The sequence below is a fragment of the Bacteroides zoogleoformans genome (assembly GCF_002998435.1).
Classification (GTDB): Bacteria; Bacteroidota; Bacteroidia; order Bacteroidales; family Bacteroidaceae; genus Bacteroides; species Bacteroides zoogleoformans.
In genome coordinates this window covers 432244-458804 of sequence record NZ_CP027231.1, presented here as the reverse complement: position 1 = coordinate 458804, position 26561 = coordinate 432244, and the positions used below count along the sequence as shown (strand labels likewise).

General features: G+C 41.3%; 20 protein-coding genes, 2 tRNA genes and 1 pseudogene. 21 read left to right on the top strand and 2 right to left on the bottom strand.

The genetic code is table 11. The features are described from left to right. Positions 1 to 12: 12 nt before the first annotated feature. From rpmG to C4H11_RS01915, 16 genes and pseudogenes are all read left to right on the top strand, one after another. Complete coding sequence (gene rpmG, locus C4H11_RS01990; RefSeq protein WP_002560155.1) at positions 13 to 201, top strand: 50S ribosomal protein L33; 189 nt, start codon at positions 13 to 15, stop codon at positions 199 to 201. Positions 202 to 214: 13 nt separating this feature from the next. After that, a complete protein-coding gene (locus C4H11_RS01985) occupies positions 215 to 373 on the top strand; it encodes a DUF4295 domain-containing protein (RefSeq protein WP_106040273.1) in 159 nt (52 codons plus the stop codon). A 403-nt stretch (positions 374 to 776) separates the two neighbouring features. Continuing rightward, the gene (gene ftsY, locus C4H11_RS01980; RefSeq protein ID WP_106040272.1) at positions 777 to 1736 is read left to right on the top strand and encodes a signal recognition particle-docking protein FtsY; all 960 of its coding nucleotides are present in this window, start codon (positions 777 to 779) and stop codon (positions 1734 to 1736) included. Next, positions 1733 to 3031 (top strand): 30S ribosomal protein S12 methylthiotransferase RimO, encoded by a 1299-nt coding sequence (gene rimO / locus C4H11_RS01975; RefSeq protein WP_106040271.1) that lies wholly within the window; start codon positions 1733 to 1735, stop codon positions 3029 to 3031. Before ftsY ends, rimO begins: the two co-directional genes overlap by 4 nt. Positions 3032 to 3052: 21 nt before the next feature. Next, entirely contained in the window at positions 3053 to 3325 is a 273-nt protein-coding gene (locus C4H11_RS01970; RefSeq protein WP_106040270.1) for an HU family DNA-binding protein, read from the top strand. A 28-nt stretch (positions 3326 to 3353) separates the two neighbouring features. Then, positions 3354 to 4388 carry an HU family DNA-binding protein gene (locus C4H11_RS01965; protein ID WP_106040269.1) on the top strand — a complete coding sequence of 345 codons (1035 nt, stop codon included), beginning with the start codon at positions 3354 to 3356 and terminating at the stop codon, positions 4386 to 4388. Positions 4389 to 4577: 189 nt separating this feature from the next. Then, positions 4578 to 5573, top strand: coding sequence for an AAA family ATPase (locus tag C4H11_RS01960; protein WP_106040268.1), 996 nt, complete (start codon positions 4578 to 4580; stop codon positions 5571 to 5573). A 103-nt stretch (positions 5574 to 5676) separates the two neighbouring features. After that, positions 5677 to 6546: a DUF58 domain-containing protein gene (locus C4H11_RS01955; RefSeq protein WP_106040267.1), complete on the top strand. Its 870-nt coding sequence runs from the start codon at positions 5677 to 5679 to the stop codon at positions 6544 to 6546. 7 nt (positions 6547 to 6553) lie between these two features. Next, the gene (locus tag C4H11_RS01950; protein WP_106040266.1) at positions 6554 to 7630 is read left to right on the top strand and encodes a hypothetical protein; all 1077 of its coding nucleotides are present in this window, start codon (positions 6554 to 6556) and stop codon (positions 7628 to 7630) included. Between the two features lie 53 nt (positions 7631 to 7683). After that, on the top strand, positions 7684 to 8667 hold the full coding sequence (locus tag C4H11_RS01945; RefSeq protein ID WP_106043018.1) for a vWA domain-containing protein: 984 nt from the start codon (positions 7684 to 7686) through the stop codon (positions 8665 to 8667). 48 nt (positions 8668 to 8715) lie between these two features. Further along, a complete protein-coding gene (locus C4H11_RS01940) occupies positions 8716 to 9744 on the top strand; it encodes a VWA domain-containing protein (RefSeq protein WP_106040265.1) in 1029 nt (342 codons plus the stop codon). A gap of 8 nt (positions 9745 to 9752) precedes the next feature. Beyond that, positions 9753 to 10457, top strand: a complete 705-nt coding sequence (locus tag C4H11_RS01935) for a tetratricopeptide repeat protein (protein ID WP_106040264.1) — start codon at positions 9753 to 9755, stop codon at positions 10455 to 10457. 22 nt (positions 10458 to 10479) lie between these two features. Continuing rightward, positions 10480 to 12327 carry a BatD family protein gene (locus C4H11_RS01930; RefSeq protein WP_106043016.1) on the top strand — a complete coding sequence of 616 codons (1848 nt, stop codon included), beginning with the start codon at positions 10480 to 10482 and terminating at the stop codon, positions 12325 to 12327. A gap of 16 nt (positions 12328 to 12343) precedes the next feature. Continuing rightward, positions 12344 to 13180, top strand: a complete 837-nt coding sequence (locus C4H11_RS01925; protein ID WP_205729976.1) for a tetratricopeptide repeat protein — start codon at positions 12344 to 12346, stop codon at positions 13178 to 13180. A 196-nt stretch (positions 13181 to 13376) separates the two neighbouring features. Next, a complete protein-coding gene (locus C4H11_RS01920) occupies positions 13377 to 13652 on the top strand; it encodes a DNA-binding protein (RefSeq protein WP_106040262.1) in 276 nt (91 codons plus the stop codon). Between the two features lie 108 nt (positions 13653 to 13760). Beyond that, positions 13761 to 14490, top strand: a pseudogene (locus C4H11_RS01915) (hypothetical protein). Positions 14491 to 14676: 186 nt separating this feature from the next. Here the strand turns inward: C4H11_RS01915 and C4H11_RS01910 are convergent. Next, entirely contained in the window at positions 14677 to 15921 is a 1245-nt protein-coding gene (locus C4H11_RS01910) for a tetratricopeptide repeat protein (RefSeq protein ID WP_106040261.1), read from the bottom strand. Positions 15922 to 15951: 30 nt separating this feature from the next. Continuing rightward, positions 15952 to 18474 carry a DNA gyrase subunit A gene (gyrA, locus tag C4H11_RS01905; protein WP_106040260.1) on the bottom strand — a complete coding sequence of 841 codons (2523 nt, stop codon included), beginning with the start codon at positions 18472 to 18474 and terminating at the stop codon, positions 15952 to 15954. A gap of 398 nt (positions 18475 to 18872) precedes the next feature. Here gyrA and C4H11_RS01900 point away from each other — a divergent pair, with 398 nt between their 5' ends. The 5 genes from C4H11_RS01900 (at position 18873) to C4H11_RS01880 (ending at position 26273) form a co-directional block, all read left to right on the top strand. After that, a complete protein-coding gene (locus C4H11_RS01900; protein WP_106040259.1) occupies positions 18873 to 21407 on the top strand; it encodes an ATP-dependent Clp protease ATP-binding subunit in 2535 nt (844 codons plus the stop codon). A 113-nt stretch (positions 21408 to 21520) separates the two neighbouring features. Next, a complete protein-coding gene (gene htpG / locus C4H11_RS01895) occupies positions 21521 to 23569 on the top strand; it encodes a molecular chaperone HtpG (RefSeq protein ID WP_106040258.1) in 2049 nt (682 codons plus the stop codon). Positions 23570 to 23738: 169 nt separating this feature from the next. Next, positions 23739 to 26033, top strand: coding sequence for a patatin-like phospholipase family protein (locus C4H11_RS01890; RefSeq protein ID WP_106043013.1), 2295 nt, complete (start codon positions 23739 to 23741; stop codon positions 26031 to 26033). A 74-nt stretch (positions 26034 to 26107) separates the two neighbouring features. Continuing rightward, a tRNA-Arg gene (locus C4H11_RS01885) sits at positions 26108 to 26181 on the top strand. Positions 26182 to 26199: 18 nt separating this feature from the next. After that, a tRNA-Arg gene (locus C4H11_RS01880) sits at positions 26200 to 26273 on the top strand. The last annotated feature ends 288 nt before the right edge of the window (positions 26274 to 26561 follow it).

Below are 26561 nucleotides of genomic sequence, written 5' to 3'. Positions count from 1 at the left end.
AGAACACTGATTATGGCAAAAAAAGCGAAAGGTAACAGAGTACAGGTGATTCTGGAATGCACAGAACACAAAGACAGCGGTATGCCGGGTACTTCTCGTTACATTACAACGAAGAATAGAAAAAATACGACTGAAAGATTGGAACTGAAGAAGTATAATCCGATTTTGAAGAGAGTGACAGTACATAAAGAAATTAAATAATACAGTATAACCCATGGCAAAGAAAACAGTAGCAAGTTTGCGCGATGGAAATAAAGAAGGTCGTGCTTATACAAAGGTTATCAAAATGGTTAAGTCTCCGAAGACCGGCGCTTATTTTTTTGATGAACAAATGGTTCCTAACGAAAAGGTACAAGACTTTTTCAAAAAATAAAAAAGATGAATGCGGTAGCTGTAAAGCGCTGACGAATCATATAAAGCTCCCCTTATCGGTAATTTCCGGTGAGGGGATTTCTTTTAAAAAAAAGGATGAAGTTTTTATTATTCGTTAGTTTTGTTATATCTTTGTACAAAATGTGGAATAGTCCGAAATTTCCGTGGATGAATGAATAGCGTTTCTGTAATTTAAAGTTTTTCAGTGATTTACACTTACGCAAGCATCGCCTCACACTTGTACAAGCATAAGCCAGCACTTGTACTATCGTAAGCTTGCACTTATACAAGCGTAAGCTTGCACATGCAGGAGAGTAAATGAGGAAGAAATATAAAACAGAATGTGCTATCCGCGGACTTTGTCAAGCCGGCTCTGAAATGAAGTTGCATAAAACTTTTAGTATATGGGATTTTTTAGTTTTTTTTCCAAGGAGAAGAAAGAGACATTAGATAAGGGATTATCTAAGACCAAAGAAAGTGTGTTCGGTAAGATTGCACGGGCCATTGCTGGCAAATCGAGAGTAGATGATGAGGTGCTGGATAATCTGGAAGAGGTCTTGATTACTTCAGACGTAGGTGTGGAAACAACTTTGAAAATCATCGAACGTATTGAAAAGCGCGCTGCCGCCGAGAAATATATGAATGCGCAAGAACTGAATGGAATTTTGCGCGATGAAATCGCAGCTCTACTTACGGAGAATAACTCCGGCGATGTGGACGACTTTGAGGCACCGATTGTAAACAAGCCATACGTCATCATGGTGGTGGGCGTCAATGGAGTAGGGAAGACCACAACTATCGGTAAGCTGGCATATCAGTTCAAGAAAGCAGGTAAATCGGTCTATTTAGGTGCTGCCGACACTTTCCGTGCCGCCGCCGTAGAGCAATTGGTCATTTGGGGCGAGCGGGTAGGAGTTCCGGTGGTGAAACAAAAGATGGGTGCCGACCCGGCTTCTGTTGCGTTTGATACGTTAAATTCCGCCGTGGCCAACAACGCAGATGTGGTGATTATCGATACGGCCGGACGCCTTCATAACAAGGTGGGCTTGATGAATGAGCTGATCAAGATAAAAAATGTGATGAAAAAAGTGGTTCCTGACGCGCCTGATGAGGTGCTGTTGGTGCTGGATGGCTCTACGGGACAGAATGCCTTTGAGCAAGCCAAGCAGTTTACGCTGGCCACTGAAGTCACGGCAATGGCTGTCACCAAACTGGATGGGACTGCCAAAGGGGGAGTGGTTATCGGCATCTCCGACCAATTTAAAATACCGGTTAAATACATCGGTCTGGGTGAAGGCATGGAAGACCTCCAAGTGTTCCGTAAAGAGGAATTTGTGGCTTCATTGTTTGGAGAAAATGAATGAGAAAGAAAACGGTTGACATCATAACATTGGGATGCTCTAAGAATCTGGTGGATTCGGAGCATTTGATGCGCCAGCTGGAAGATGCGGGATTTGCCGTGACGCATGATGCCGAAGCTCCGAAAGGACAAATTGCCGTAATAAATACCTGCGGCTTTATAGGCGATGCAAAGCAAGAATCCATTGATATGATTCTGGAGTTTGCGCAAGCCAAAGAAAGGGGCGATTTGGAGAAGCTTTACGTGATGGGGTGTCTTTCGGAGCGTTACCTTAAAGAGTTGGCTGTAGAGATACCCCAGGTCGATAAATTCTACGGAAAGTTCAATTGGAAGGAATTGCTGCGGGATTTGGGAAAGACTTATCGCGAAGAGTTGCATATAGAGCGTACGTTGACAACCCCTCATCATTTTGCCTATCTGAAAATATCCGAAGGATGTGACCGGAAGTGCTCTTATTGTGCCATACCTATCATTACCGGGCGTCATGTGTCGCGTCCAATGGGCGAAATCTTGGATGAGGTGAGATATTTGACGGTGCGTGGCGTTAAGGAATTTCAGGTCATAGCACAAGAGTTGACTTATTATGGTGTGGATTTGTATAGAAAGCAAATGTTGCCCGAGTTGATCGAGCAAATAGCGGCCGTTCCCGGTGTGGAATGGATACGTTTGCATTACGCCTATCCTGCCCATTTTCCTGCAGAACTTTTCCGTGTGATGCGTGAGCGTGACAACGTGTGCAAATATATGGATATCGCTTTGCAGCACATCAGTGACAATATGTTGCGGAAAATGCGCCGGCATGTGACGAAGGCCGAAACTTACAGATTGATAGAGCGGTTCCGTAAGGAAGTGCCCGGCATTCATCTTCGCACAACACTTATGGTGGGGCATCCGGGAGAGACGGAAGCCGACTTTGAAGAACTGAAAGATTTTGTCCGTGAGGTACGTTTCGACAGGATGGGGGCTTTTGCTTACTCCGAGGAGGAAGGCACTTATGCCGCCGCGCAATATGAGGATGCAATTCCGCAAGAGGTGAAACAGGCGCGTCTGGACGAACTGATGTCTATTCAACAAGGCATTTCAGGAGAATTGAGTGCGGCGAAGGTAGGCAGGAAGATGAAGGTTGTCATTGACCGCTTGGAAGGTGACTATTATATCGGTCGTACAGAGTTCGATTCTCCGGAAGTAGATCCGGAGGTGCTGATAGAGCGTGGAGAGTCGCAGCTGAATATGGGTGGCTTTTATCAAGCGGAGATTGTCAATTCCGATGATTTCGACCTTTATGGACGAATCATCTAACTTATTTTTAAAGCAGGTATTTTGAATAACAAAGAGTTTACTTCCGAATTATCACGCAGATTGGGGTATACTTTGAAGGATACTTCTGATTTGATTGCTTCATTGCTGTCGAATATGACAAGGCAGTTTGAGGCCGGAAATGTTGTTTCCATACAGACATTCGGAACATTCGAGGTAAAGAAGAAAGCGGAGCGCATATCTGTAAATCCGAATACCAAACAGCGTATGCTGGTTCCTCCTAAATTAGTGTTGACCTATAAACCGAGTGCGTTGCTAAAAGAAAAGTTTAAATAGTTGTGGCCCTTTATTTAAATTCCGAGTTATGAATGAAAGACTGAATATGCAGGATTTGATTGATATGCTTGCCGAAAAGCATGGCATGAGCAAGAAGCATGCCGATGGCTTTGTGAAGGAGTTTTTTCAGTTGATAGAGGAAGCGCTGGAAACGGATAAGTATGTGAAAATAAAAGGCTTGGGCACTTTTAAGCTGATAGAGGTAGGAAGCCGTGAAAGTGTGAATGTAAATACAGGAGAGAGATTTGAAATCCAAGGGCATACAAAAGTATCGTTTACACCCGATGCCGCTCTCAAGGATACGGTGAACAAGCCTTTCTCGCATTTTGAATCGGTTGCCCTGAATGATGATATTACCTTTGAAGACACTCCATTGGAGGATGAGAATGAAGAGGAAGCCGATGAAACAACTCGCACGCTTGAAGACATAAGTAGCATGGAGAAGCCCACGCTCGTGGAAGAAGCTGATATCCCTCAAACAGATGTTGCAACAGATGAGAAAGATGCCGCTGACGCTTCTACTATAAAGTATTTTATAGGTATCGTTGTATTGGTGGTAGTATTGTGTGGAGCCGCTGTGGCTTTCATGTATTATCCCGACCTGCTGGACAAACCGTTGTCCAAACCCTTGGTAGAGAAAAAAGAGGAGCCTCGGACAGACGCTTCTGCCGGTAAGAGCAATACGGCGTTGACTGACAGCGCTGCTCTAAGGGACTCTACTGAAGAGACAGACAGAACGGATACCATAGAGACCGTTGTGGCTGCATCGACAGTGAACCCTGTTGCAAAAGAGGATGGAATATCAGAGTCGGTTCCGATGAAAGAAAAACCAAAAGCCGCCGTGCCTTTTGAGCCGGATTCCGTAGGCTATCAAATTGTTGGAACGGAAACCGTTTATACAGTCAAGGAAGGAGAAACATTGACCAAAATAGCATTGCGTTTTTATGGGACAAAGGCTCTTTGGCCCTATATTGCGAAGCATAATCCGGATGTGATTAAGAATCCCGACAATGTACCTTACGGTACTATAATCAAGATTCCCAAATTGGCTAAGAAGCAGTAAACGTACTGCTTTTTTTTTGGTTAAATACTAAACTCTATGAAAGTAGTTTAATCTAAAGGTTTCAAATCTTTTTTTAATAAATATTAGTTGGCATGGTTAATTTATTGCTGTATTTTTGGGATCGAATTTAAATGTCCGTTTTAAAAACGGGATAAAAGAAGAAGTTAAATATAAAAAATAGTTTGATTTATGGCTGAAATAGTTGACATTCGCGAATTGAATGAGCGGATTGAAAGACAAAGTGCTTTCGTTACCAATCTTACCACGGGCATGGACCAGGTCATCGTAGGACAAAAGCATTTGGTAGAGTCGTTGTTGATAGGGTTGTTATCTGATGGGCATGTACTGTTGGAAGGTGTGCCCGGTTTGGCAAAAACATTAGCTATCAAGACACTGGCGTCACTGATAGATGCTCAATACAGCCGCATTCAGTTTACGCCCGACTTGTTGCCGGCCGATGTTATCGGTACAATGGTTTACAGTCAGAAAGACGAAACCTTTCAAGTAAAAAAAGGTCCCGTTTTCGCCAATTTTGTATTGGCCGATGAAATTAACCGTGCTCCGGCCAAGGTGCAGAGTGCCTTGTTGGAAGCCATGCAGGAACGTCAGGTTACTATCGGTAAAGAGACTTTCGGCCTGCCTGAACCGTTCTTGGTGCTGGCTACGCAAAATCCGATAGAACAAGAGGGTACTTATCCGTTGCCCGAAGCCCAAGTGGACCGTTTCATGCTGAAAGTAGTAATCGACTATCCGAAATTGGAAGAAGAGAAACTGATTATCCGCCAGAACATCAATGGTGATAAATTTAGTGTAAAGCCCATTTTGAAAGCGGACGAGATAGTAGCAGCCCGTAAGGTTGTTCGTCAAGTTTATCTGGATGAGAAAATTGAAAAATACATTGTTGATATCGTATTTGCCACACGCTATCCTGAAAAATATGATTTGAAGGAGTTGAAAGATATGATTGGCTTCGGAGGCTCGCCTCGTGCTTCTATCAATTTGGCGTTGGCAGCCCGTAGCTATGCGTTTATCAAGCGTCGCGGCTATGTGATTCCGGAAGATGTGCGTGCCGTGGCTCACGACGTATTGCGCCATCGTATCGGCCTGACGTATGAGGCGGAGGCCGGCAATATGACCTCGGACGAAATTGTCAGCAAGATATTGAATAAGGTCGAAGTGCCTTGATGTTACGGATATACAGCCCCAAATCCTAAGGCTGTGCGGATGAAAAAGCGAATACTTTCCGATAGGAGGTTTCGTGTTTTTAGCTAATGAGATGTATAAATAAATGGAGACAACAGAACTTTTAAAGAAAGTCCGTCAGATTGAAATAAAGACGCGCGGATTATCCAATAACATCTTTGCCGGACAATATCATTCGGCTTTTAAGGGTAGGGGAATGGCTTTTTCTGAAGTGCGCGAATATCAGTTCGGCGATGATATACGTGACATCGACTGGAATGTCACAGCTCGTTTTAACAAGCCTTATGTAAAAGTGTTTGAGGAAGAGCGTGAGTTGACCGTGATGTTGCTGGTGGATGTTTCGGGTAGTTTGGAGTTCGGAACGGTGAAGCAGATGAAGAAGGATATGGTGACGGAGATTGCCGCAACTCTTGCTTTTTCGGCTATTCAGAACAACGATAAGATTGGCGTTATCTTCTTTTCAGACCGGATAGAGAAGTTTATTCCTCCCAAGAAGGGACGCAGGCATATACTTTATATCATACGAGAGCTGTTGGATTTTCAGGCAGAAAGCCGCCGGACGAACATCCATCTTGGACTGGAGTATCTGACCAATGTGATGAAACGCCGGTGTACCGCCTTCATTTTATCCGATTTTATTGATCAGGAAAACTTTAAGAATGCGATGACTATTGCCAACCGGAAGCATGATGTTGTGGCTATTCAGGTTTACGACCGGCGTGTGGAAGAGTTGCCTGCCGTAGGTCTGATGAAAATCAAGGATGCGGAAACAGGGCATGAACAATGGATTGATACATCTTCACGCGCCGTTCGTCGTGCCCATCGCGAATGGTGGCTCCGTAAGCAGACGGAACTGAACGAAGTGTTTACTAAAAGTAATGTTGATAATGTTTCGGTGCGTACTGATCAGGATTATGTCAAAGCTTTGATGAACTTGTTTGCAAAACGAAATTGATCGAGAAATGAAAAGATATTTATTTCTGATAATAATGCTGGGGGCATTGACCGGCAGGGTGTCGGCTCAGTCCGTTACGGTGGATGCTACTATCGATTCTTTGCAGATTCTTATCGGAGAGCAGGCAAAGATAAAGCTCCAAGTTGCATTGGATGCCGATAAACGTGCCATCTTTCCGGTATACACCGATACTTTGGTAAAGGGAGTGGAGATTGTTGAGGTGGCTAAGCCGGACACACAACTGCTGAATGGTGGCAAGCGGGCATTAATAACACAAGAGTATACGGTCACTTCCTTTGACTCGGCACTTTATTACCTGCCACCCATGGAGGTGATGGTGGACAATAAGAAATATGCTTCCAAAGCGTTGGCGTTGAAGGTCTATTCTGTGGATGTGCCTTTAGACCCCGAGAATCCGGAGCAATTTTTCGGACCTAAAACAGTGATGCAGGCTCCTTTTGTCTGGGAAGATTGGTATGGCTTTATAGTTTGCGCTGTGCTTGTCATCCCCTTGTGCGTGCTGTTTGTATATCTGTTGAAGCGCTTCTTTGATAATAAGCCCATCATTCGCAAAATAAAAGTAGAGCCGAAATTACCTCCCCATCAACTGGCAATCCGCGAAATGGAGCGCATCAAAAATGAGAAGGTCTGGCAGAAAGGTGAGCCGAAGGAGTATTATACGGAGCTTACAGACGCCCTTCGCTCATATATCCAGAATCGTTTTGGCTTCAATGCCTTAGAAATGACTTCTTCTGAAATAATAGGTAAACTATTGGAAATAAAAGATAAAGAGGCGATTCTCGATTTGCGTGAATTATTTCAGACTGCCGATTTGGTGAAATTTGCCAAGCACAATCCATTGATGAATGAGAATGATGCCAATTTGATTCATGCCATTGAGTTTATTAATGAAACGAAGGAGGAGGAGGAAAATGCCCGACCGCAACCTGCTGAAATAACTATCATCGAGAAGCGCTCTTTACGTACCAAGGTGCTGCTTGGTGTGGGTATTACGGCATTGCTTGCCGCGCTTATAGGTTCGTTAGTATATATGGGGCTGGAGTTGTATAACTACTTTGCTTAGCAGACAAAAGTAACTCCACCGTAAATTGTAAATAGTTAAAAGAGTGAATGAATATGGTTTTCGCCAATATTGAATATTTGTTTTTGCTGCTGTTGCTTATACCTTATATCGTATGGTATATCATGAAACGGAAGAAAAATGAAGCTGCACTTCAGATTTCAGATGCTCGTGTATATGCGCATACTCCCAAAAGCTATAAGAACTACTTGCTGCATGTGCCGTTTGTGTTGCGCATCATTGCTTTGGTTTTGATTATTTTGGTTTTGGCGCGTCCACAAACTACCAATAGCTGGCAAAACAGTGAGATTGAAGGCATTGATATTATGCTTGCCATGGATATTTCTACCAGTATGTTGGCCGAAGACTTGAAGCCGAACCGGCTGGAAGCAGCCAAAGATGTGGCGGCAGAGTTCATAAATGGCCGTCCGAATGATAACATCGGCATCACCTTGTTTGCCGGAGAAAGTTTTACACAGTGTCCGTTGACGGTAGATCATGCTGTTTTGTTGAATTTGCTTAAGGATATGAAATGTGGGCTGATTGAAGACGGAACGGCTATCGGCATGGGAATTGCCAATGCGGTTACTCGCTTGAAGGATAGCAAAGCCAAATCAAAGGTGATTATTCTGTTGACGGATGGTGTCAACAATAAAGGTGACATCTCTCCTTTAACCGCTGCTGAAATTGCCAAAAGCTTTGGCATTCGTGTTTATACCATCGGCGTGGGAAGCAATGGCATGGCTCCCTATCCTTATCCGGTAGGGGGAACAGTGCAGTATGTCAATATGCCGGTTGAAATTGATGAGAAGACTTTGACGCAGATTGCCGGCACCACCGAAGGTAACTATTTCCGTGCAACCAGTAACTCGAAACTGAAAGAAGTGTATGAAGAGATAGATAAACTGGAAAAGACAAAACTGAATGTGAAGGAATACAGCAAGCGTAAGGAAGAGTTCCGCCGGTTTGCATTGGTTGCTTTCTTGTGCCTGTTGCTGGAGGTTTTGTTGCGTAATTCTATCTTGAAGAAGATTCCATGATTTTAGATACAAGTGGTAAAATAGTAAATCGTAAAATAGAGTAAGAAGATGTTTCGATTGGAAGAACCTGCATATTTATACTTATTGTTGCTGCTACCCCTATTGGCGGCTTTCTATTTGTACTCCAATTATCGAAGGAAGAGAGCCATCCGTAAGTTTGGCGACCCGGAACTGATGGCACAATTGATGCCCGATGTTTCCAAGTATCGTCCGGACATAAAATTTTGGTTGACATTTGGGGCTATCGGATTATTCATAGTCCTGCTGGCCCGTCCGCAATTCGGTTCTAAACTGGAGACGGTGAAGCGTCAGGGAGTGGAGGTGATGATTGCATTGGATATATCTAACTCGATGTTGGCTCAAGATGTACAGCCAAGCCGCTTGCAAAAGGCAAAACGGTTGGTGGCGCAATTAGTCGACAAGATGCAGAATGACAAGGTTGGTATGATAGTTTTTGCCGGCGATGCATTTACGCAGTTGCCTATCACGAGCGATTACATTTCTGCCAAGATGTTTTTGGAGTCCATAGATCCCTCCTTGATATCCAAACAAGGGACGGCTATTGGAGCTGCTATCAGTTTAGCAGCCCGCAGTTTCACTCCACAAGAGGGAGTGGGACGGGCTATCATTGTGATTACCGATGGTGAAAATCATGAAGGTGGTGCGGCAGAAGCTGCAAAGGTTGCTGCGGAGAAAGGCATTCAGGTTAATGTTTTGGGAGTAGGCATGCCCGAAGGTGCTCCGATTCCGATGGAGGGAACGAATGATTATCGCCGTGATAGAGATGGCAATGTTATCGTGACCCGTTTGAATGAGCAGATGTGTCAGGAGATTGCTCAAGCGGGGAATGGAATTTATGTGCGTGTGGACAACACAAACGGGGCTCAAAAGGCAATCAGTGGGGAGCTTGATAAAATGTCAAAGGCAGATGTGGAAACGCAAGTCTACACTGATTTTAATGAACAGTTTCAGGCAATAGCGTGGATTATTTTATTGTTGTTATTGATTGAGATGCTGATAATGGAGCGCAAGAATCCTTTATTTCGCAATATTCATTTATTCTCCAATAAGAAATAATAATACGTATGTTACAAAAAAAATATATCGGAATATTTTCCTTGTTATTCTTAACGGTTTCTGTTTCTGCCCAAAAGGCCGAGCGTGACTTGATTCGCAAGGGGAACCGCTTTTTTAAAGATAGTGTGTATGTAAATGCCGAGGTGAACTATCGAAAAGCTTTGGAAGTGAATCCTAAATCAACAGTTTCCATGTTTAATATAGGAAATACGCTGGCCCATCAGAATAAACTCAAGGAGGCTATGGAGCAGTATGTGGCAGCCACTAAATTAGAAAAGGATAAGTCGAGGTTGTCGCAGATTTATCATAATATGGGCGTCATATTACATTCACAGAAAGATTATGCCAAGGCTGTCGAAGCTTATAAGGAGTCATTGCGTAACAATCCGAAAGATGATGAAACACGCTACAACCTTGCACTGGCTCAGAAGATGCTGAATGACCAGCAAAAGCAGAACCAAAACCAAGAGCAAAATCAAGATAAAAACGAGCAACAGAAAGAACAGGAAAAGCAAAAGCAGAATCAAAATCAAGATAAGAATCAGGAACAACAGCAGCAACCACCTGCTAAACCGGAGAAGAATGAGAATGAAATGTCTAAAGACAATGCCGAGCAACTTTTGAACTCGATTATGCAAGATGAAAAAGAGGTGCAGGATAAGGTGAAGAAGCAGCAAGTCATTCAAGGTGGGCGTTTGGAAAAAGATTGGTAACAATATTATGAGGAAATTCTATATGAGAAAAATAGTTTTCTTATGGATGGTGCTGATAACAGTCAGCGTGAAACTTTTTGCTGATGATAAAGTGTCATTTACTGCATCCGCCCCTGATGTGGTGGCGGTAGGAGACCAGTTCAGACTGTCGTATACAGTGACTACACAGAAAGTAAGAGACTTCCGTGCTGCTCCATCGATTAAAGGATTCGACATATTGATGGGCCCCAGCCGCTCGGAACAAAGCAGTGTGCAGATAATCAATGGTCAGACAACTTCGACCGGAAGCATTACGTTTACTTATATCTTGATGGCTACTTCGGAAGGTAATTTTTCTATTCCGGGTGCAACCATTACAGCCGATGGTAATCAGTTGATATCAAATTCTGTACGTGTGCGGGTTATTCCTGCAGATCAAGCCGCTAATGCCGCATCAGGAAATGGTAGCAAACAAAGTGGAGGAGTGGCCGGTCGTGCTTCTTCGGGAGCATCGGTGTCGAATACAGACTTGTTTATTACTGTTACCGCCGATAAAACCACGGTGTTTGAGCAAGAAGCTTTCTTGCTGACATACAAGATATATACGTTGGTCGATTTGAGAACATTTGATAATGTGAAACTTCCTGATTTTAAGGGATTTCATTCTCAGGAAGTGGAACTTCCTACTGATAGAAGATGGGAACTGGAGCATTATAAAGGCAGAAACTATCAGACAACAATCTATCGTCAGTTTGTGCTGTTTCCGCAACAATCGGGTAAGTTGACGATAGATGCTGCTCGTTTCGATGCTTCTATTGCCAAGAGAACACAGATATCCGACCCTTTTGAAGCATTTTTCAATGGAGGGAGCAATTATGTGGAGGTGAAAAAAATGATTCTGACTCCTCAAATGACAATTGATGTAAAATCATTACCGGCAGGTAAACCGACAGGTTTTTCAGGAGGAGTAGGAGAATTCAATATAACTTCTTCCATCAATAGTACCAAGGTTAAGACCAATGATGCGGTCACAGTGAAACTGGTTATATCGGGTACCGGTAATTTGAAATTGCTGTCTAATCCCGAAGTTAAATTCCCTGAGGATTTTGAAGTATATGATCCGAAAGTCGACAATAAGTTCCGCCTGATTAATTCTGGACTTTCCGGCAGTAAAGTGATTGAATATTTGGCAATTCCACGCAATGCCGGAACCTATAAGATTCCGGCTGTATCGTTCAGCTATTTCGATATAAATACTCGTTCATATAAAACCGCGACTACGGAAGAATATGAACTGAATGTGGAAAAGGGAGCAGGTAATGCAGAACAAACCATTGCTAATTTTACGAACAAGGAAGATTTGAAGGTTCTGAATGAAGATATCCGTTTCATTAAACAAAACGATGTACAACTATCTCAAAGAGGAGATTTCTTCTTTGGCTCTTTCATATATTGGTTGTTTTATTTAATACCGGGCATTATATTTATAATCTTCTTCATTGTATATCGTAAACAGATAGCTGCCAATTCGAATGTTGCAGGAATGCGTACCAAGAAAGCCAACAAGGTTGCTGTGAAACGAATGAAGCAGGCCGGAAAATTACTGGCTGACAATAAAAAAGATGCTTTCTATGATGAAGTATTGAAGGCTCTTTGGGGGTATATCAGTGATAAGTTGAATATTCCGGTTTCTCGCTTGTCCAGGGATAATATTGAAGAGGAACTACGTAACTATGGCGTTGATGATGGGCTGATAAATGAATTTTTAGAGACATTGAACGATTGTGAGTTTGTTCGCTTCGCTCCTGGAGATGACAATCAAGCCATGGATAAGGTTTATTCGGCTTCATTGAAGGTTATCAGTAAAATGGAAAACTCAATCAAACGTTAATCGGGAGGATATGGTAATGAACAAGATATTATTTTTAGCTCTTAGTTGTGTGATAGCTTTGGCTGCTTATGGTCAGAATTCTGTAGAAGATACATTGCAAGTTCGCAATGATTCGCTTTCTGTTGGTTCTCATGCGGAATTTTCAGCAGAAAACCAAGAAAGCAATATTACAAAGGCCAAAGGGGACAGCGCTTATATACGGAATGATTATGCTTCTGCCATCCGGATTTATGAGGATCTGTTGAAGAAAGGTGAAGCTTCCGAAGTATATTATAATTTAGGGAACTGTTACTATAAGATAGATAATATAGCCAGAGCAATCTTGAATTACGAGCGTGCTTTGTCGTTGCAGCCGGGCAATGCCGATATTCGTGCCAACTTGGAGATAGCACGTGCAAAAACAGTCGATAAGATTGCTTCGGTTCCGGAAATCTTTTTTGTGGTGTGGACTAAGGCTTTGATAAATATGCTCAGTGTAGATGCATGGGCCAAATTGGGAGTCGTGTTTTTTATACTTTTTCTCATATCATGTTGTCTCTTTTTTTTCTCAAAGCAGGTTATTGTGAAAAAAGTGGCTTTCTTTGCCGGATCTGTATGGTTGATATTGGTCGTTTTGAGCAATGTATTTGCAGCGCAGCAGAAACGTCAATTGACTGAACGAAATGATGCCATAGTGTTGGTACCCAGTGTGACAGTGCGTAGTACCCCCAGCGAAAGTGGTGTGGGATTATTTATCCTTCATGAAGGATGCAAGGTTGAAATCAAGGATAATTCCATGCGTGAATGGAAAGAAATTCGTCTGGAAGACGGTAAGGTAGGGTGGGTGCCTGATGTTTCAATAGAAAGGATTTAATTGTTCTTTTTTTCCTCTATCTTTGAGTGTTTTCAAGATAAAACACTGAGGTTATCAACCGGGTATTATATTCTCTTTTAGGATTTGATTGCTTTTTGAAAAAAGATAAGGAAATAATTTGTTTTATCTTTTTTTTTCCTTAAGTTTATAGCGTAATAATAAAAGAGTAAGAGTATTAACCATTAAATTTATCAATATGAGGACAATAACATTTAATGAATTACGTAAGATTAAGGACGCATTACCCACCGGAAGCATGCATAGAATTGCCGATGAATTAGGACTGAACGTTGATACGGTAAGAAATTTCTTCGGTGGACATAATTTTAAAGAAGGAAAAAGTGTTGGAATCCACTTGGAGCCCGGGCCGGATGGGGGATTAGTTATGATTGATGACACTACGGTATTGGAACGTGCTTTAAAAATATTGGATGAGGTGGGTAATGATGCAACAGAACCCATTCAAGTATAAGAAAGAGGAGTAGATAGAATCCCAATTGATAAAATCGGTTGGGATTTCTTATTTGTCAAGGAAGAAAAATATCAATGGGTTGATCTGATTACCCCCCCTAAAAAAGGCATGGAAGACAAATTAGTTACATTAGCTATTCTGACCTATGTCAAAGCACAGATTTTAAAGAATGTGCTTGAAAATGAGGGTATAGAAACCTATATCCACAATGTTAATCAAATACAGCCGATTGTTTCGTCAGGTGTCCGTGTACGTATCAAAGAGAGTGACTTACCTCATGCCTTGAGAATCACAGAAAGTTCATCATGGTTGTCAGAAGAAGTAGTAGGAGGTAAGACCCCTCAAATAGAGAAGAACAATAATAAAGTATTGATTCCGGTAGATTTCTCCAGTTATTCTTTAAAAGCATGTTGCTATTCCTGAAAATATTCCATTCAAACGATTTACTGAAGCTAAGCGAATTGCGTTTATCACAAATTTTGATCAACGTGATTTAATAGCCCTTGACTCGCTTATTAATTATTTGAAACCATTTGATTTTTCCATATCTCTGATTCACCTTTCAGAAATGAAAGATGCTTGGACCGAAATTAAGTTAGCAGGAATTAAGGAATATTTTCAAAAACAATATCCGCAACAAGAATTTCATTATGACATTGTGACAAGTGATGATATACTTAGTCATTTAGAGCATTATATAAGGAATAATCATATTGATATCATCACATTGACTTCCTATAAAAGAAATATATTTTCTCGTTTATTCAATCCTGGCATTGCCAGAAAAATGATTTTTCATTCTGATACACCATTATTGGTTATATGTGGCCAGATTTGACGTAAATTTTTAAACCTTATAAGTTTAGAGGGCTCTCTATAATTGCAATATTTATTATTTATAATCAATGTTATGTTTAATATATAAAACATGAAAAATCTTTATATAGTAATAAATCAAAACTTATTATTTTGATAAGCAGGAAGAAAACGAAGGCGAAGGTGGTTTTCTTCCTGCTTATTTGAATTATTGCATCAATTTTTCAATTTCTTCAAATTCCGAACCCAGTTGCAAGTTATAGTATACTCTATACAAACCATTCAACCATAGTTCTTTTTGGTCAGGTTTCAGTTCTCTTGCTTTCTCATAGTTGGGTCTTGCTTTTTCGTAGAAAGCTTTCAAAGTAACTTGATCAGTCTTGTATTTGGGATCATTTACATCTGTTGTTGCTGTTTCAGAGAAATCTTGAGCTTGCAGGCAATATATTAAACCTAAATTAGAATATGCTTCTGCGTAATTGGGATCTACTTCTACTGTCTTTGTATAGAATTCAATAGCCTTAGCATAGTCCTTCATATTATGATAAAGATAGCCTTTTACGTATAGATAGAATGTGTTATTGGGGTCTTTAGTTAGCATGTCATCAGCAAACTTCATTGCTTCATCATATTTATTGTTATTGCTATAATAATCAATCAAATGTCCAAAGAAGAAAGAATGATCAGGATATTTTTGAATACCTTCTTTCAAAGACGCAATCCAATTAATCGTATCACCTTGGGCTTTTAATGCAGTGGAAATAAACTCCATGGCGTATTTCCCAACTTCTTTGTCGTTCTTTGCATATGGGGCATATTTCAGTACATTAGGATAATCCTCCATCTTAGCTGCAGTTAAACTTGCATAATAAGCTATTTGAGGCAATACAGTATCTGTTTGGAGTAGATTTTCTTTCTCAAACATCTGATTTGTTGCTATATTGATGTAAGTTGCAAAGAAATCAAGTGCTTTCTTGTTATCTTCTGTAGCGGCAGCACCTTCTTTTTGCGAAGCGGAATTGAAATATTGGATACCGCCGTTGATTAAATTTCCACGTTCTGCCAAAATAGATGCGGCATTTGCCTTTCTATATTTATTCTTAATTTTACCTTTCTCGTTTGGAATTTGCGCCAATTCGTCACATTTAAAGTAATATTTGCACATGTTCAATGCGCTGTTGTATACTTGAAGCGTGTCATAAGGCTTTCTTAAATAAGCATTTTCCATTTCCTTTTCACTTCTACGTCTTTGGATAAATCCTGCTACATCCCATGCATCGGCATTGTCTTTCGTCTCAGGATTGGTTAGGGCCTGATTAATCAATGACTCTGCTTTGGCAAAGTCCGGCTTTACTTCGTTAGCGATACTCTTGGCTTCCTTTATAATTTTTTCTTGAGCAAAAATAAAGCTTGCGACAAGTAGTAAAACCATTGAAAATAGTACTCTTTTCATGATTGTTGAAATTTTAAATTAATATTATGTCTATTCTTTTATTTCGTCATTTATTTCATCGGCCGGATTGTCAAGAAGATTCTCGCCTTCTATGAATTCTTCTTCGTTTTCTGAATTAACCTTACATACGGAACCTATTTCATCGTTGCGCTTTTCAAGGTTGATAAGGCGTACACCTTGTGTGGCGCGCCCCATGATACGCACATCGGCTACTTTCAGACGGATGGTGATACCGGATTTGTTAATAATCATCAAATCATTCTCGTCGGTCACAGATTTGATCGTTACTAATTTTCCGGTTTTATCAGTAATATTCATTGTCTTTACCCCCTTACCTCCACGATTGGTTTTGCGATAATCTTCAATATCAGAACGCTTGCCGTATCCTTGTTCGGAAACTACCATAATCGTTTCTGTTTCGGGATCTGTTATGCATATCATACCAACGACCTCGTCTTGCCCGTCTTCATCCAATGTCATACCACGTACACCAGTGGCGGTACGTCCCATGACACGCACTGCACTTTCGTGGAAGCGAATGGCACGCCCATTACGATTGGCAATGATTATTTCATTGTCTCCGTTTGTCATACGCACTTCGATTACGCGGTCGTCTTCTCGAATTGTAATGGCATTTACACCATTTTGACGAGGACGTGAGTATTGTTCGAGTAATGTCTTCTTGATGACACCATTTTTTGTACAGAAAAGTACGTAATGACTGTTGATGAAGTCTTCGTCATTCAGATTCTTAACACGTAAATAAGCATTCACCGCATCGTCAGAGTCGATATTCAGAAGGTTCTGGATGGCACGTCCTTTGGAGTTTTTGGTTCCTTCCGGTATTTCATATACTTTCAGCCAATAGCATTTGCCTTTTTGTGTGAAGAACATCATGGTGTTATGCATAGTGGCAGGATAAATGTGTTCTACAAAATCTTCATCACGGGTTTCTGTACCTTTGGAACCTACCCCACCCCGATTTTGCGCACGGAATTCACTTAACGGAGTACGTTTAATATATCCCAAATGAGAAATTGTGATAATCATTTCATCATCTGCGTAGAAGTCTTCCGGATTGAATTCTTCTGAAGAATAGACGATTTCGGAACGACGTCCATCCCCATATTTATCTTTTACTTCAATCAGTTCGTCTTTGATGACCTTACGGCAAAGATCGTCATTAACCAGAATCTCCTCCAAATATGCAATTTGCTTTTTGATTTCTTCGTATTCCGCATGAAGCTGATCTTGCATCAGTCCGGTGAGCTGACGCAAACGCATTTCAACAATGGCACGCGATTGTATTTCACTTAATTGGAAGCGTTCCATTAAGTTTGCTATGGCATCGTTAGGGGTTTTCGCAGCACGAATGATTTTTATTACTTCGTCGATGTTATCAGATGCGATAATCAGGCCTTCCAATATGTGTGCACGTTCTTTGGCCTTACGCAGATCATATTGCGTACGACGAATTACTACATCATGTCTATGCTCGATAAAGAACTTTATGAGTTCTTTTAAATTTAAAATACGAGGGCGTCCGTGTACTAATGCTACATTGTTGACACCAAACGATGTTTGCAGCATAGTCATTTTATAAAGCTTATTAAGCACAATGCTTGCATTGGCGTCACGCTTCACATCAATGACGATGCGCATACCTTCACGGTCGGATTCATCGTTGGCGTTAGAAATGCCTTCTATCCTCTTTTCATTGGCCAAATCTGCGATGTTCTTTATCAGTTCGGCTTTATTCACGCCATAGGGAATCTCCGTTACGACTATTTTATCGTGTGTTGCACCAGATTCTATTTCCGCCCGGGCACGCATCACTACACGCCCGCGTCCTGTGAGATAGGCTTCACGAACCCCACTCATACCATATATATATCCGCCGGTCGGGAAGTCGGGAGCTTTGACGTAGCTCATTAACTCTTCTATGTCAATGTCGTTGTTTTCAATGTATGCGATACAAGCATCAATTACCTCGGATAAATTGTGAGTCGGCATATTGGTTGCCATACCTACCGCAATTCCTGATGCTCCGTTCACCAAAAGGTTTGGAATACGGGTCGGCATAACTGTGGGCTCTTGCAAAGAGTCGTCGAAATTGTTCTGCATATCAACGGTTTCCTTATCAAGATCTGTCATCATGTCTTCGCCGATTTTGCGCAAACGGCATTCTGTATAACGCATGGCGGCTGCGCTATCGCCGTCAACGGAACCGTAGTTGCCCTGTCCGTCTACCAACATGTAGCGCATGGCCCAAGGCTGAGCCATGCGGACTAAGGCACCATAGACGGATGAATCACCATGGGGGTGGTATTTACCCAGCACTTCGCCAACAACTCTGGCTGATTTCTTATAAGGTTTATCTGAAGTATTTCCTAATCCCATCATCCCGAAAAGAATTCTTCGGTGAACGGGTTTAAAACCATCTCTAACATCCGGAAGGGCACGCGAAACAATGACTGACATGGAGTAGTCAATGTATGATGACTTCATTTCCTCCTCGATGTTAATCTTTATAATTCTGTCTTGTTCAAGCATTTAAGAAGATTATTAATTACACATTTTCGAGTTCGTGAAAAACCATGCTAAAGTACTGCTTTTTTATAACATACAAAAGTTTATGAACAAAAACTTTTGGAAACATTTACTAAACAGATTTGTTTCACACGTTCAGGATTAGTTGTCTGTTTGTATTCTCATGCCGATCTGTCTTCCTTTAAAGTGCGTGCTTACTGTTCGTTATAAGTGTGGGCATGGATTTACTCCGGATGAAGATTAAGCTGTCTTTAATAATAATCAAGGTGTAAATGATATGGTTTATCTGATAAATCGTGGCACGAGATTTGTATATCGTTAAATTAGGTAATCGAATGATACGTTGAAAGATAATAAATACGTATATTTGTGGTAATATTTATAGAGAAGAATTATAGAATATGGACAATCAATTTTCACAAAGAGTTTCTGATATTATTACTTATAGTAGGGAGGAAGCTAATCGTCTGAAAAATGGATATATTGCTCCGGAGCATCTTCTACTTGGCATGATGCGAGACGGAGGAGGAAAGGCTATTGAGATTTTAATCAGATTGGATGTAAACTTGCAAAGGATGAAGAGAACTTTGGATAACATACTGAAAGATGTTGATGAATATAGTATTCCACCTGATGGAAACATTTTCCTGACTTCTAAGACTACTAAAATTTTAAAAATGTGCATGCTGGAAGCCCGTCTGCTGAAAAGTGCGGCGGCAGATTCAGAGCATGTCCTATTGGCTATCCTAAAAGATGACGATAATTTAGCTGCCGCTATATTGAAAGAGGAAAAGGTGGATTATCAAATTGTATTTGAGCAGGTTTCGATGAAATCGCCCAATACGAATGCGGGAATGGGGATTCCTCAAGATGATGAAGATGAAGATGATGAAGATGATATGAGTTTTTCTCGTGAATCTCATGGTATGGGAAGCTCATCCTCGTCAATAGCTCAGACTACCTCCGGAAAATCATCCAACAATACTCCTGCACTGGATAACTTTGGCGTAGATATGACCAAAGCTGCCGAAGAAGGCAAGTTGGATCCGGTTGTGGGGCGTGAGCGTGAAATTGAGCGTTTGGCTCAGATTCTGAGTCGCCGTAAAAAGAATAATCCCGTACTTATCGGTGAACCGGGTGTGGGGAAATCTGCCATTGTGGAAGGCTTGGCTTTGCGTATTGTCCAAAAGAAAGTGTCGCGTATCTTGTTTGATAAACGTGTGGTAATGCTTGATATGGCTTCGGTAGTGGCCGGAACAAAATATCGAGGTCAGTTCGAAGAGCGTCTTCGCTCCATTATCAATGAATTGCAGAAGAATCCGGATGTTATTCTGTTTATTGATGAAATCCATACAATTGTGGGAGCCGGTGCGGCTGCCGGTTCCATGGATGCGGCCAACATGTTGAAGCCGGCTTTGGCACGTGGCGAAATTCAATGTATCGGAGCAACTACGCTTGATGAATATAGAAAGAACATTGAAAAAGACGGTGCTTTGGAGCGTCGTTTTCAAAAAGTGGTCGTTGAGCCTACGACAGCAGAAGAGACCTTGCAAATATTGAAAAACATCAAGAACAAATATGAAGATCATCATAACGTGACTTATACAGAAGAAGCATTGGAGGCTTGTGTCAAATTGTCGGGACGCTATATCACCGATCGTAATTTTCCTGATAAGGCGATTGATGGCATGGATGAAGCCGGTTCGCGTATGCATCTGATGAATATCAATGTTCCCAAAGAAATGGAGGAACAAGAGGAGCTGATTGAAAAAGCGCGTAATCTGAAAGCCGAAGCTGTGAAATCACAGAATTTTGAATTGGCGGCAAGTTATCGTGACCGTGAAAAAGAACTTTCTGTCCGCTTAGATGAGATGAAGGCTGAATGGGAAGCCCGCTTAAAAGATGATCGGAAAGTGGTGGGAGAAGAGGAGGTTGCGAATGTCATTTCCATGATGTCGGGTGTGCCTGTGCAGCGTATGGCGCAGGATGAGGGACTTAAACTGGCAAACATGAAGGAGGAATTGCAGTCGAAAGTGATCGCTCAAGATGAAGCTATTGAGAAGCTTACCAAGGCCATTTTGCGTAGTCGCGTAGGCTTGAAAGACCCTAACCGTCCTATCGGGACATTCATGTTCCTTGGACCTACGGGAGTTGGAAAAACTCATTTGGCCAAACAGTTGGCCAAATATATGTTTGGTTCTACCGACGCTTTGATACGCATCGACATGAGTGAATACATGGAGAAATATACCGTATCTCGCATGATTGGGGCGGCTCCGGGCTACGTAGGATATGAAGAAGGTGGACAATTGACTGAAAAGGTGCGGCGTAAGCCATATTCTATTGTTTTGTTGGACGAAATAGAGAAAGCGCATTCGGATGTATTCAATATCTTGTTGCAAGTATTGGATGAGGGGCGTTTGACTGACAATTATGGCAGAACCGTTGATTTTAAGAATACCGTGATCATCATGACTTCTAACATCGGCACGCGCCAATTAAAGGAGTTCGGCCGAGGTGTTGGTTTTACTGCGCAAAACCGTATGAACGACAGTGAGTATTCTCGTAGTGTGATACAGAAAGCTTTAAATAAAACTTTTGCTCCGGAGTTTCTGAATCGTCTGGATGAAATCATCACTTTTGACCAGCTTTCATTGGAAGCCATAACCCAAATAGTGGATATTGAACTGAAGGGCTTGTATGAGCGGATTGAAACAATCGGTTATAAATTGATGGTAAATGAGGACGCTAAGAAGTTCCTTGCCTCGAAAGGCTATGATGCCCAATTCGGAGCACGTCCGTTGAAACGTGCTATCCAAAGTTATTTGGAGGATGGACTGTCCGAGCTGATCGTTTCTGCCGGTTTACGACCCGGAGATACGGTAAATGTTTCTGTAAATGTGGAAAAAGACGCATTGAGTATCAAGAAAGCATAGGTTACTATTGAATGGCGACCGACAAAATGTCAGTCTTTAGAGGCTGGCATTTTTTTTGTCTCAACTCTGCCAAAACGATAAAAACATAAAACCTCAAAATATAATTTATCAGTATGAAAAAAGGAAATATAGGGGTAACTACCGAAAATATCTTCCCTGTTATTAAAAAGTTCTTGTATAGTGATCATGAAATTTTTCTTCGTGAGCTGGTTTCCAATGCAGTTGATGCCACGCAAAAGTTGAAGACGCTTTCCGCTATTGGAGAGTACAAAGGTGAGCTTGGCGATTTGACTGTGCATGTTTCATTGGGAAAGGATACGATTACCGTGTCCGACCGTGGCATTGGACTTACAGCCGAAGAAATAGATAAATACATTAACCAGATAGCCTTTTCCGGTGCCAATGACTTTTTGGAGAAATACAAAAATGACGCAAATGCCATTATTGGTCATTTCGGATTAGGATTTTATTCGGCTTTTATGGTGGCCAAAAAGGTTGAAATTGTTACTAAATCTTATCAAGAAGGTGCTCAGGCTGTGAAGTGGACCTGCGACGGCAGTCCTGAATTCATGATTGAAGATGCTGATAAGGTAGAGCGCGGTACGGATATCATCCTTTATATCGACGATGATTGTAAAGAGTTTCTTGAAGAAACACGAATCTCTTCTTTGCTGAGTAAATATTGCAGTTTTCTTCCTATTCCGGTTGCATTTGGTAAGAAAAAGGAGTGGAAAGACGGCAAGCAAGTTGAAACAACCGAAGACAACATTGTTAATAATACAAGTCCGCTGTGGACACTCAAACCCAGCGAACTGAAAGATGAAGACTACAAGGACTTCTATCGCAATCTATATCCAATGTCTGACGAGCCATTATTCTGGATTCATCTGAATGTAGATTACCCGTTCCATCTTACCGGTATTCTGTATTTCCCAAAAGTGAAGAGCAATATTGAATTGAACAAGAATAAGATTCAGCTCTATTGCAACCAAGTATATGTGACGGACTCTATAGAAGGTATTGTTCCTGACTTCCTAACCCTACTACATGGGGTACTCGACTCACCTGATATCCCTTTAAATGTGTCTCGCTCCTATCTGCAAAGCGATGTCAATGTGAAGAAAATATCTACATACATCACTAAAAAAGTGTCTGACCGTTTACAATCCATATTTAAGAATGACCGCAAACAGTTTGAAGAAAAGTGGAACGACTTGAAGATCTTCATCAATTATGGAATGCTTACGCAAGAAGATTTCTATGACAGAGCAAAAGACTTCTCCCTTTTCAACGATACCGACGGTAGGTGCTATACTTTTGAGGAGTATAAGACTTTGGTTAAAGACAATCAGACGGATAAAGACGGCAACCTGATTTATCTGTATGCCAACAATAAGGAAGAGCAATATAGCTACATCGAGTCTGCCAAAAATAAGGGATATAATGTGCTGTTGATGGATGGCCAACTGGATATTGCTGTGGTAAGTATGCTGGAGCAGAAGCTTGAGAAGACTCGTTTTACTCGTGTAGATAGTGATGTGGTTGATAATTTGATTCTTAAAGAAGACAAGAGACATGAACCGTTGGAAGCAGATAAACAAGAAGCTCTCTCCGTCATCTTCAAGAGTCAGTTGCCTAAAATTGAAAAAACGGAGTTCAACGTCATGACCCAATCTTTGGGAGAACGTGCTTTCCCGGTAATGATTACTCAGAGCGAGTATATGCGTCGCATGAAGGAAATGGCTAATATTCAAGCAGGGATGAGGTTTTATGGCGAAATGCCTGATATGTATAGCCTAATACTGAATGCAGATCATGAGTTGGTGAAAGAGGTCGTAGCTGATGAAACCAAGGAATGCGACTCGCTTATAGTCTCTATTCAAAAAGAAATGGATGATGTTGACAAACAGCGTAATGAATTGAAAAAACAACAAGAAGGCAAGAAAGACGAGGATATTACAACGGCCGAAAAAGAAGAAACTGCCGGGCTGGATAAGAAATGGAATGAGCTGAAAACACGGAAAGAAGAGGTTTATGCCACTTATGCTACCAAGAACAAGGTGGTTCGTCAGTTGATAGATTTAGCATTGCTGCAGAATGGAATGCTGAAAGGTGAAGCTTTGAACAATTTTGTCAAGAGAAGCATTGAATTAATTAAATAATCTTTCATTGCTTATTTATGGCGAGGGTATTACGACTTTGAAAAGGGCGTAATGCCCTTGTTCCGTTTTTATGGGTTTCAGGATGTTTTTTTCGTCGGATACCGCATTTTTGGAAACTATTTTTTATATTTGGAGCATCAATATTTGTCTTAATCGGACTAGTATGGCCATGAAAAGATTTTTATTATTTTTCTCGTTTCTTTTATGTATCCTTATGGCGCAAGCCCAGAAAGTGGGGCTTGTATTGAGTGGTGGCGGAGCAAAAGGCATGACTCATATAGGCATCATCCGCGCTTTGGAAGAGAACAATATCCCCATTGATTATATAACCGGAACGTCTATGGGGGCCATTATCGGATCTTTGTATGCTATGGGGTATTCTCCTGACGATATGGAGTCTTTGTTGCGTTCGCCCGATTTCAAGCGTTGGTATTCAGGTAAGGTAGAGTCCAAATACGAATATTATTTTAAGAAGAATCGTCTTTCGCCGGAGTTTTTCAATATTCGTTTCTCATTCAGGGATTCTCTGAAGGTAAAGCCGCAGATACTTCCCACAAGTATGGTCAATCCGGTACAGATGAATTTGGTTTTTGTAGAATTGTTTGCACGCGCTACAGCGACTTGCAAAGGCAATTTCAATAAATTATTTGTACCATTTCGTTGTATAGCTTCCGATGTATACAATAAAAAGCCTTTGGTGCTGAGTAAAGGTGATTTGGGAGACGCCGTGCGTGCTTCCATGAGTTTCCCTTTTGTTTTCAAGCCGATAGAGATAGACGGTGTACTTGCTTATGACGGGGGGATCTATAATAATTTCCCCACCGACGTGATGCGCGAAGATTTTCATCCGGATGTAATTATAGGCAGTGTAGTAGCCGGCAACCCGGGAAAGCCGGAGGAAAATGATTTGATGAGCCAGTTGGAAAATATGATAATGCAAAAAACCGACTATACTATCCCCGATTCGTTAGGCATTGTGATGACTTTCAAGTACGATGACGTGAATCTGTTGGATTTTGACCGCTTGCAGGAGTTGCATGACATAGGCTACAATCGGGCGTTGAATATGATGGATTCCATCAGAAGTCGCATTAACCGTAGGGTGAATATGGATAATGTACGCCTCCGGCGTTTGGTTTTCAGGAGCAACCTGCCTCAGTTCCGCTTTCGAAAAATATTTATAGAGGGAGCTAACGAACGGCAACAATCTTATATTAAGAAAGAGTTTCATGATGAAGACTACGAGGTATTTACTTATGAAGATATGAAACGAGGTTATTTTCGTTTGCTGGCAGATAATATGATATCGGAAATTGTGCCTCATGCGGTTTATAATCCTGAAACAGATTTGTATGAACTGCATTTAAAAGTGAAGATGGAGGATAATCTCACTGCGAGATTAGGTGGAAGCGTGTCTACTACCAGTTCGAATCAGATTTATTTCGGAGTGGGATATCAGAGTTTGAATTACTATCCCAAAGAAATAACTTTTGATGGCCAGCTGGGAAAGATTTATAATAATGCTCAATTAATGGCAAAGATAGACTTACCTACTCGCATCCCTATATCTTTTCGTTTTATCACTTCGGTGAGTACGTTCGATTACTACAAAAAAGATAAATTGTTCTCAAAGAATGATAAGCCATCATTCAATTCAAAAGAAGAACGTTTCGCGAAACTCATGGTGTCTGTTCCCTTTTTAGCGAATAAACGCACCGAATTCAGTTTTGGATATGGCAAGTTAGTCGATAACTATTTTCAGTCCAGCCTCATTGACTTTGATAAGGACCGTTCTGACAGGAATACATATAAGCTTTGGGGAGGTTCCATCGGTTTTTGTGGAAGTACTTTGAATGCACGCCAATATCCAACAAAAGGATATTGGGAGAAACTGGTCGCACAGATTTTTACGGGTAGAGAAACCTTTTTGCCAGGTAATAAACAGGAGAAAAAAAGTAGTATCAAGGAACGTCAGTCATGGTTGCAAATCTCTTATGTGAAAGAGGCATATCACACAATGACGCCCAAGTTGACGTTAGGGTGGATGGCAGAAGCACTCTATTCATCGAAGAACTTTTCCGAAAATTATGCGGCAACAATGATGCAGGCCGGAGAATTCGCGCCGACTCCGCACAGTCAATTGATGTATAATGAGGCTTTCCGTGCCAATCAGTATGTAGCGGCCGGCATCAAACCTGTTTATATTATAAACAACAAGTTTCATCTTCGAACCGAGTTTTATGGATTCGCACCCATTTTTCCGATAAGGAAGAATGCCTTAAACAAGGCTTATTATGGAAAAACATTTTCTCGTTTTGAATATATGGGAGAGATTTCTCTCATTTGTCATTTACCTTTCGGAGCAATCTCTGCCTATTTAAATCATTATAGCTCACCAAGAAGAGAGTGGAACGTGGGGATGACCATAGGTTGGCAACTGTTCAATTATCGTTTTGTCGAATAAAAAATATTCAAAAAACTCCTTTATCATTTGCTAATTAGGAAAAAGTACGTATCTTTGCACCCGTTAAAACAAAAGGCCGCGTAGCTCAACTGAATAGAGTAGCTGACTACGGATCAGCCGGTTACAGGTTTGAATCCTGTCGCGGTCACAGTTCACATACCAAAAGGGTCGCGTAGCTCAACTGAATAGAGTAGCTGACTACGGATCAGCCGGTTACAGGTTTGAATCCTGTCGCGATCACAAAGAGCCTCCGCAAGTGCAGAGGTTCTTTTGTTTTTTCTCTCCCTTTCCAGAACATCCCGGAGAAAAATTCGGGGAGTTTGAAACTTTCTGAAAACGTATTGATTGGATATTCTTATAACATAAAGAAATTCATCGTTTTACGCATGCAATGTCTTTTCCTGATTTAGCTAGACGCTTTTTCTGTTTAGAATATTGTACTACTTCAGTAGTCACTTCCTCCTAAGTCATGCTGATATAGTAGACACTTTCCTGCCCGATGTCCATACCTCTTGGAGGTAAACGCTT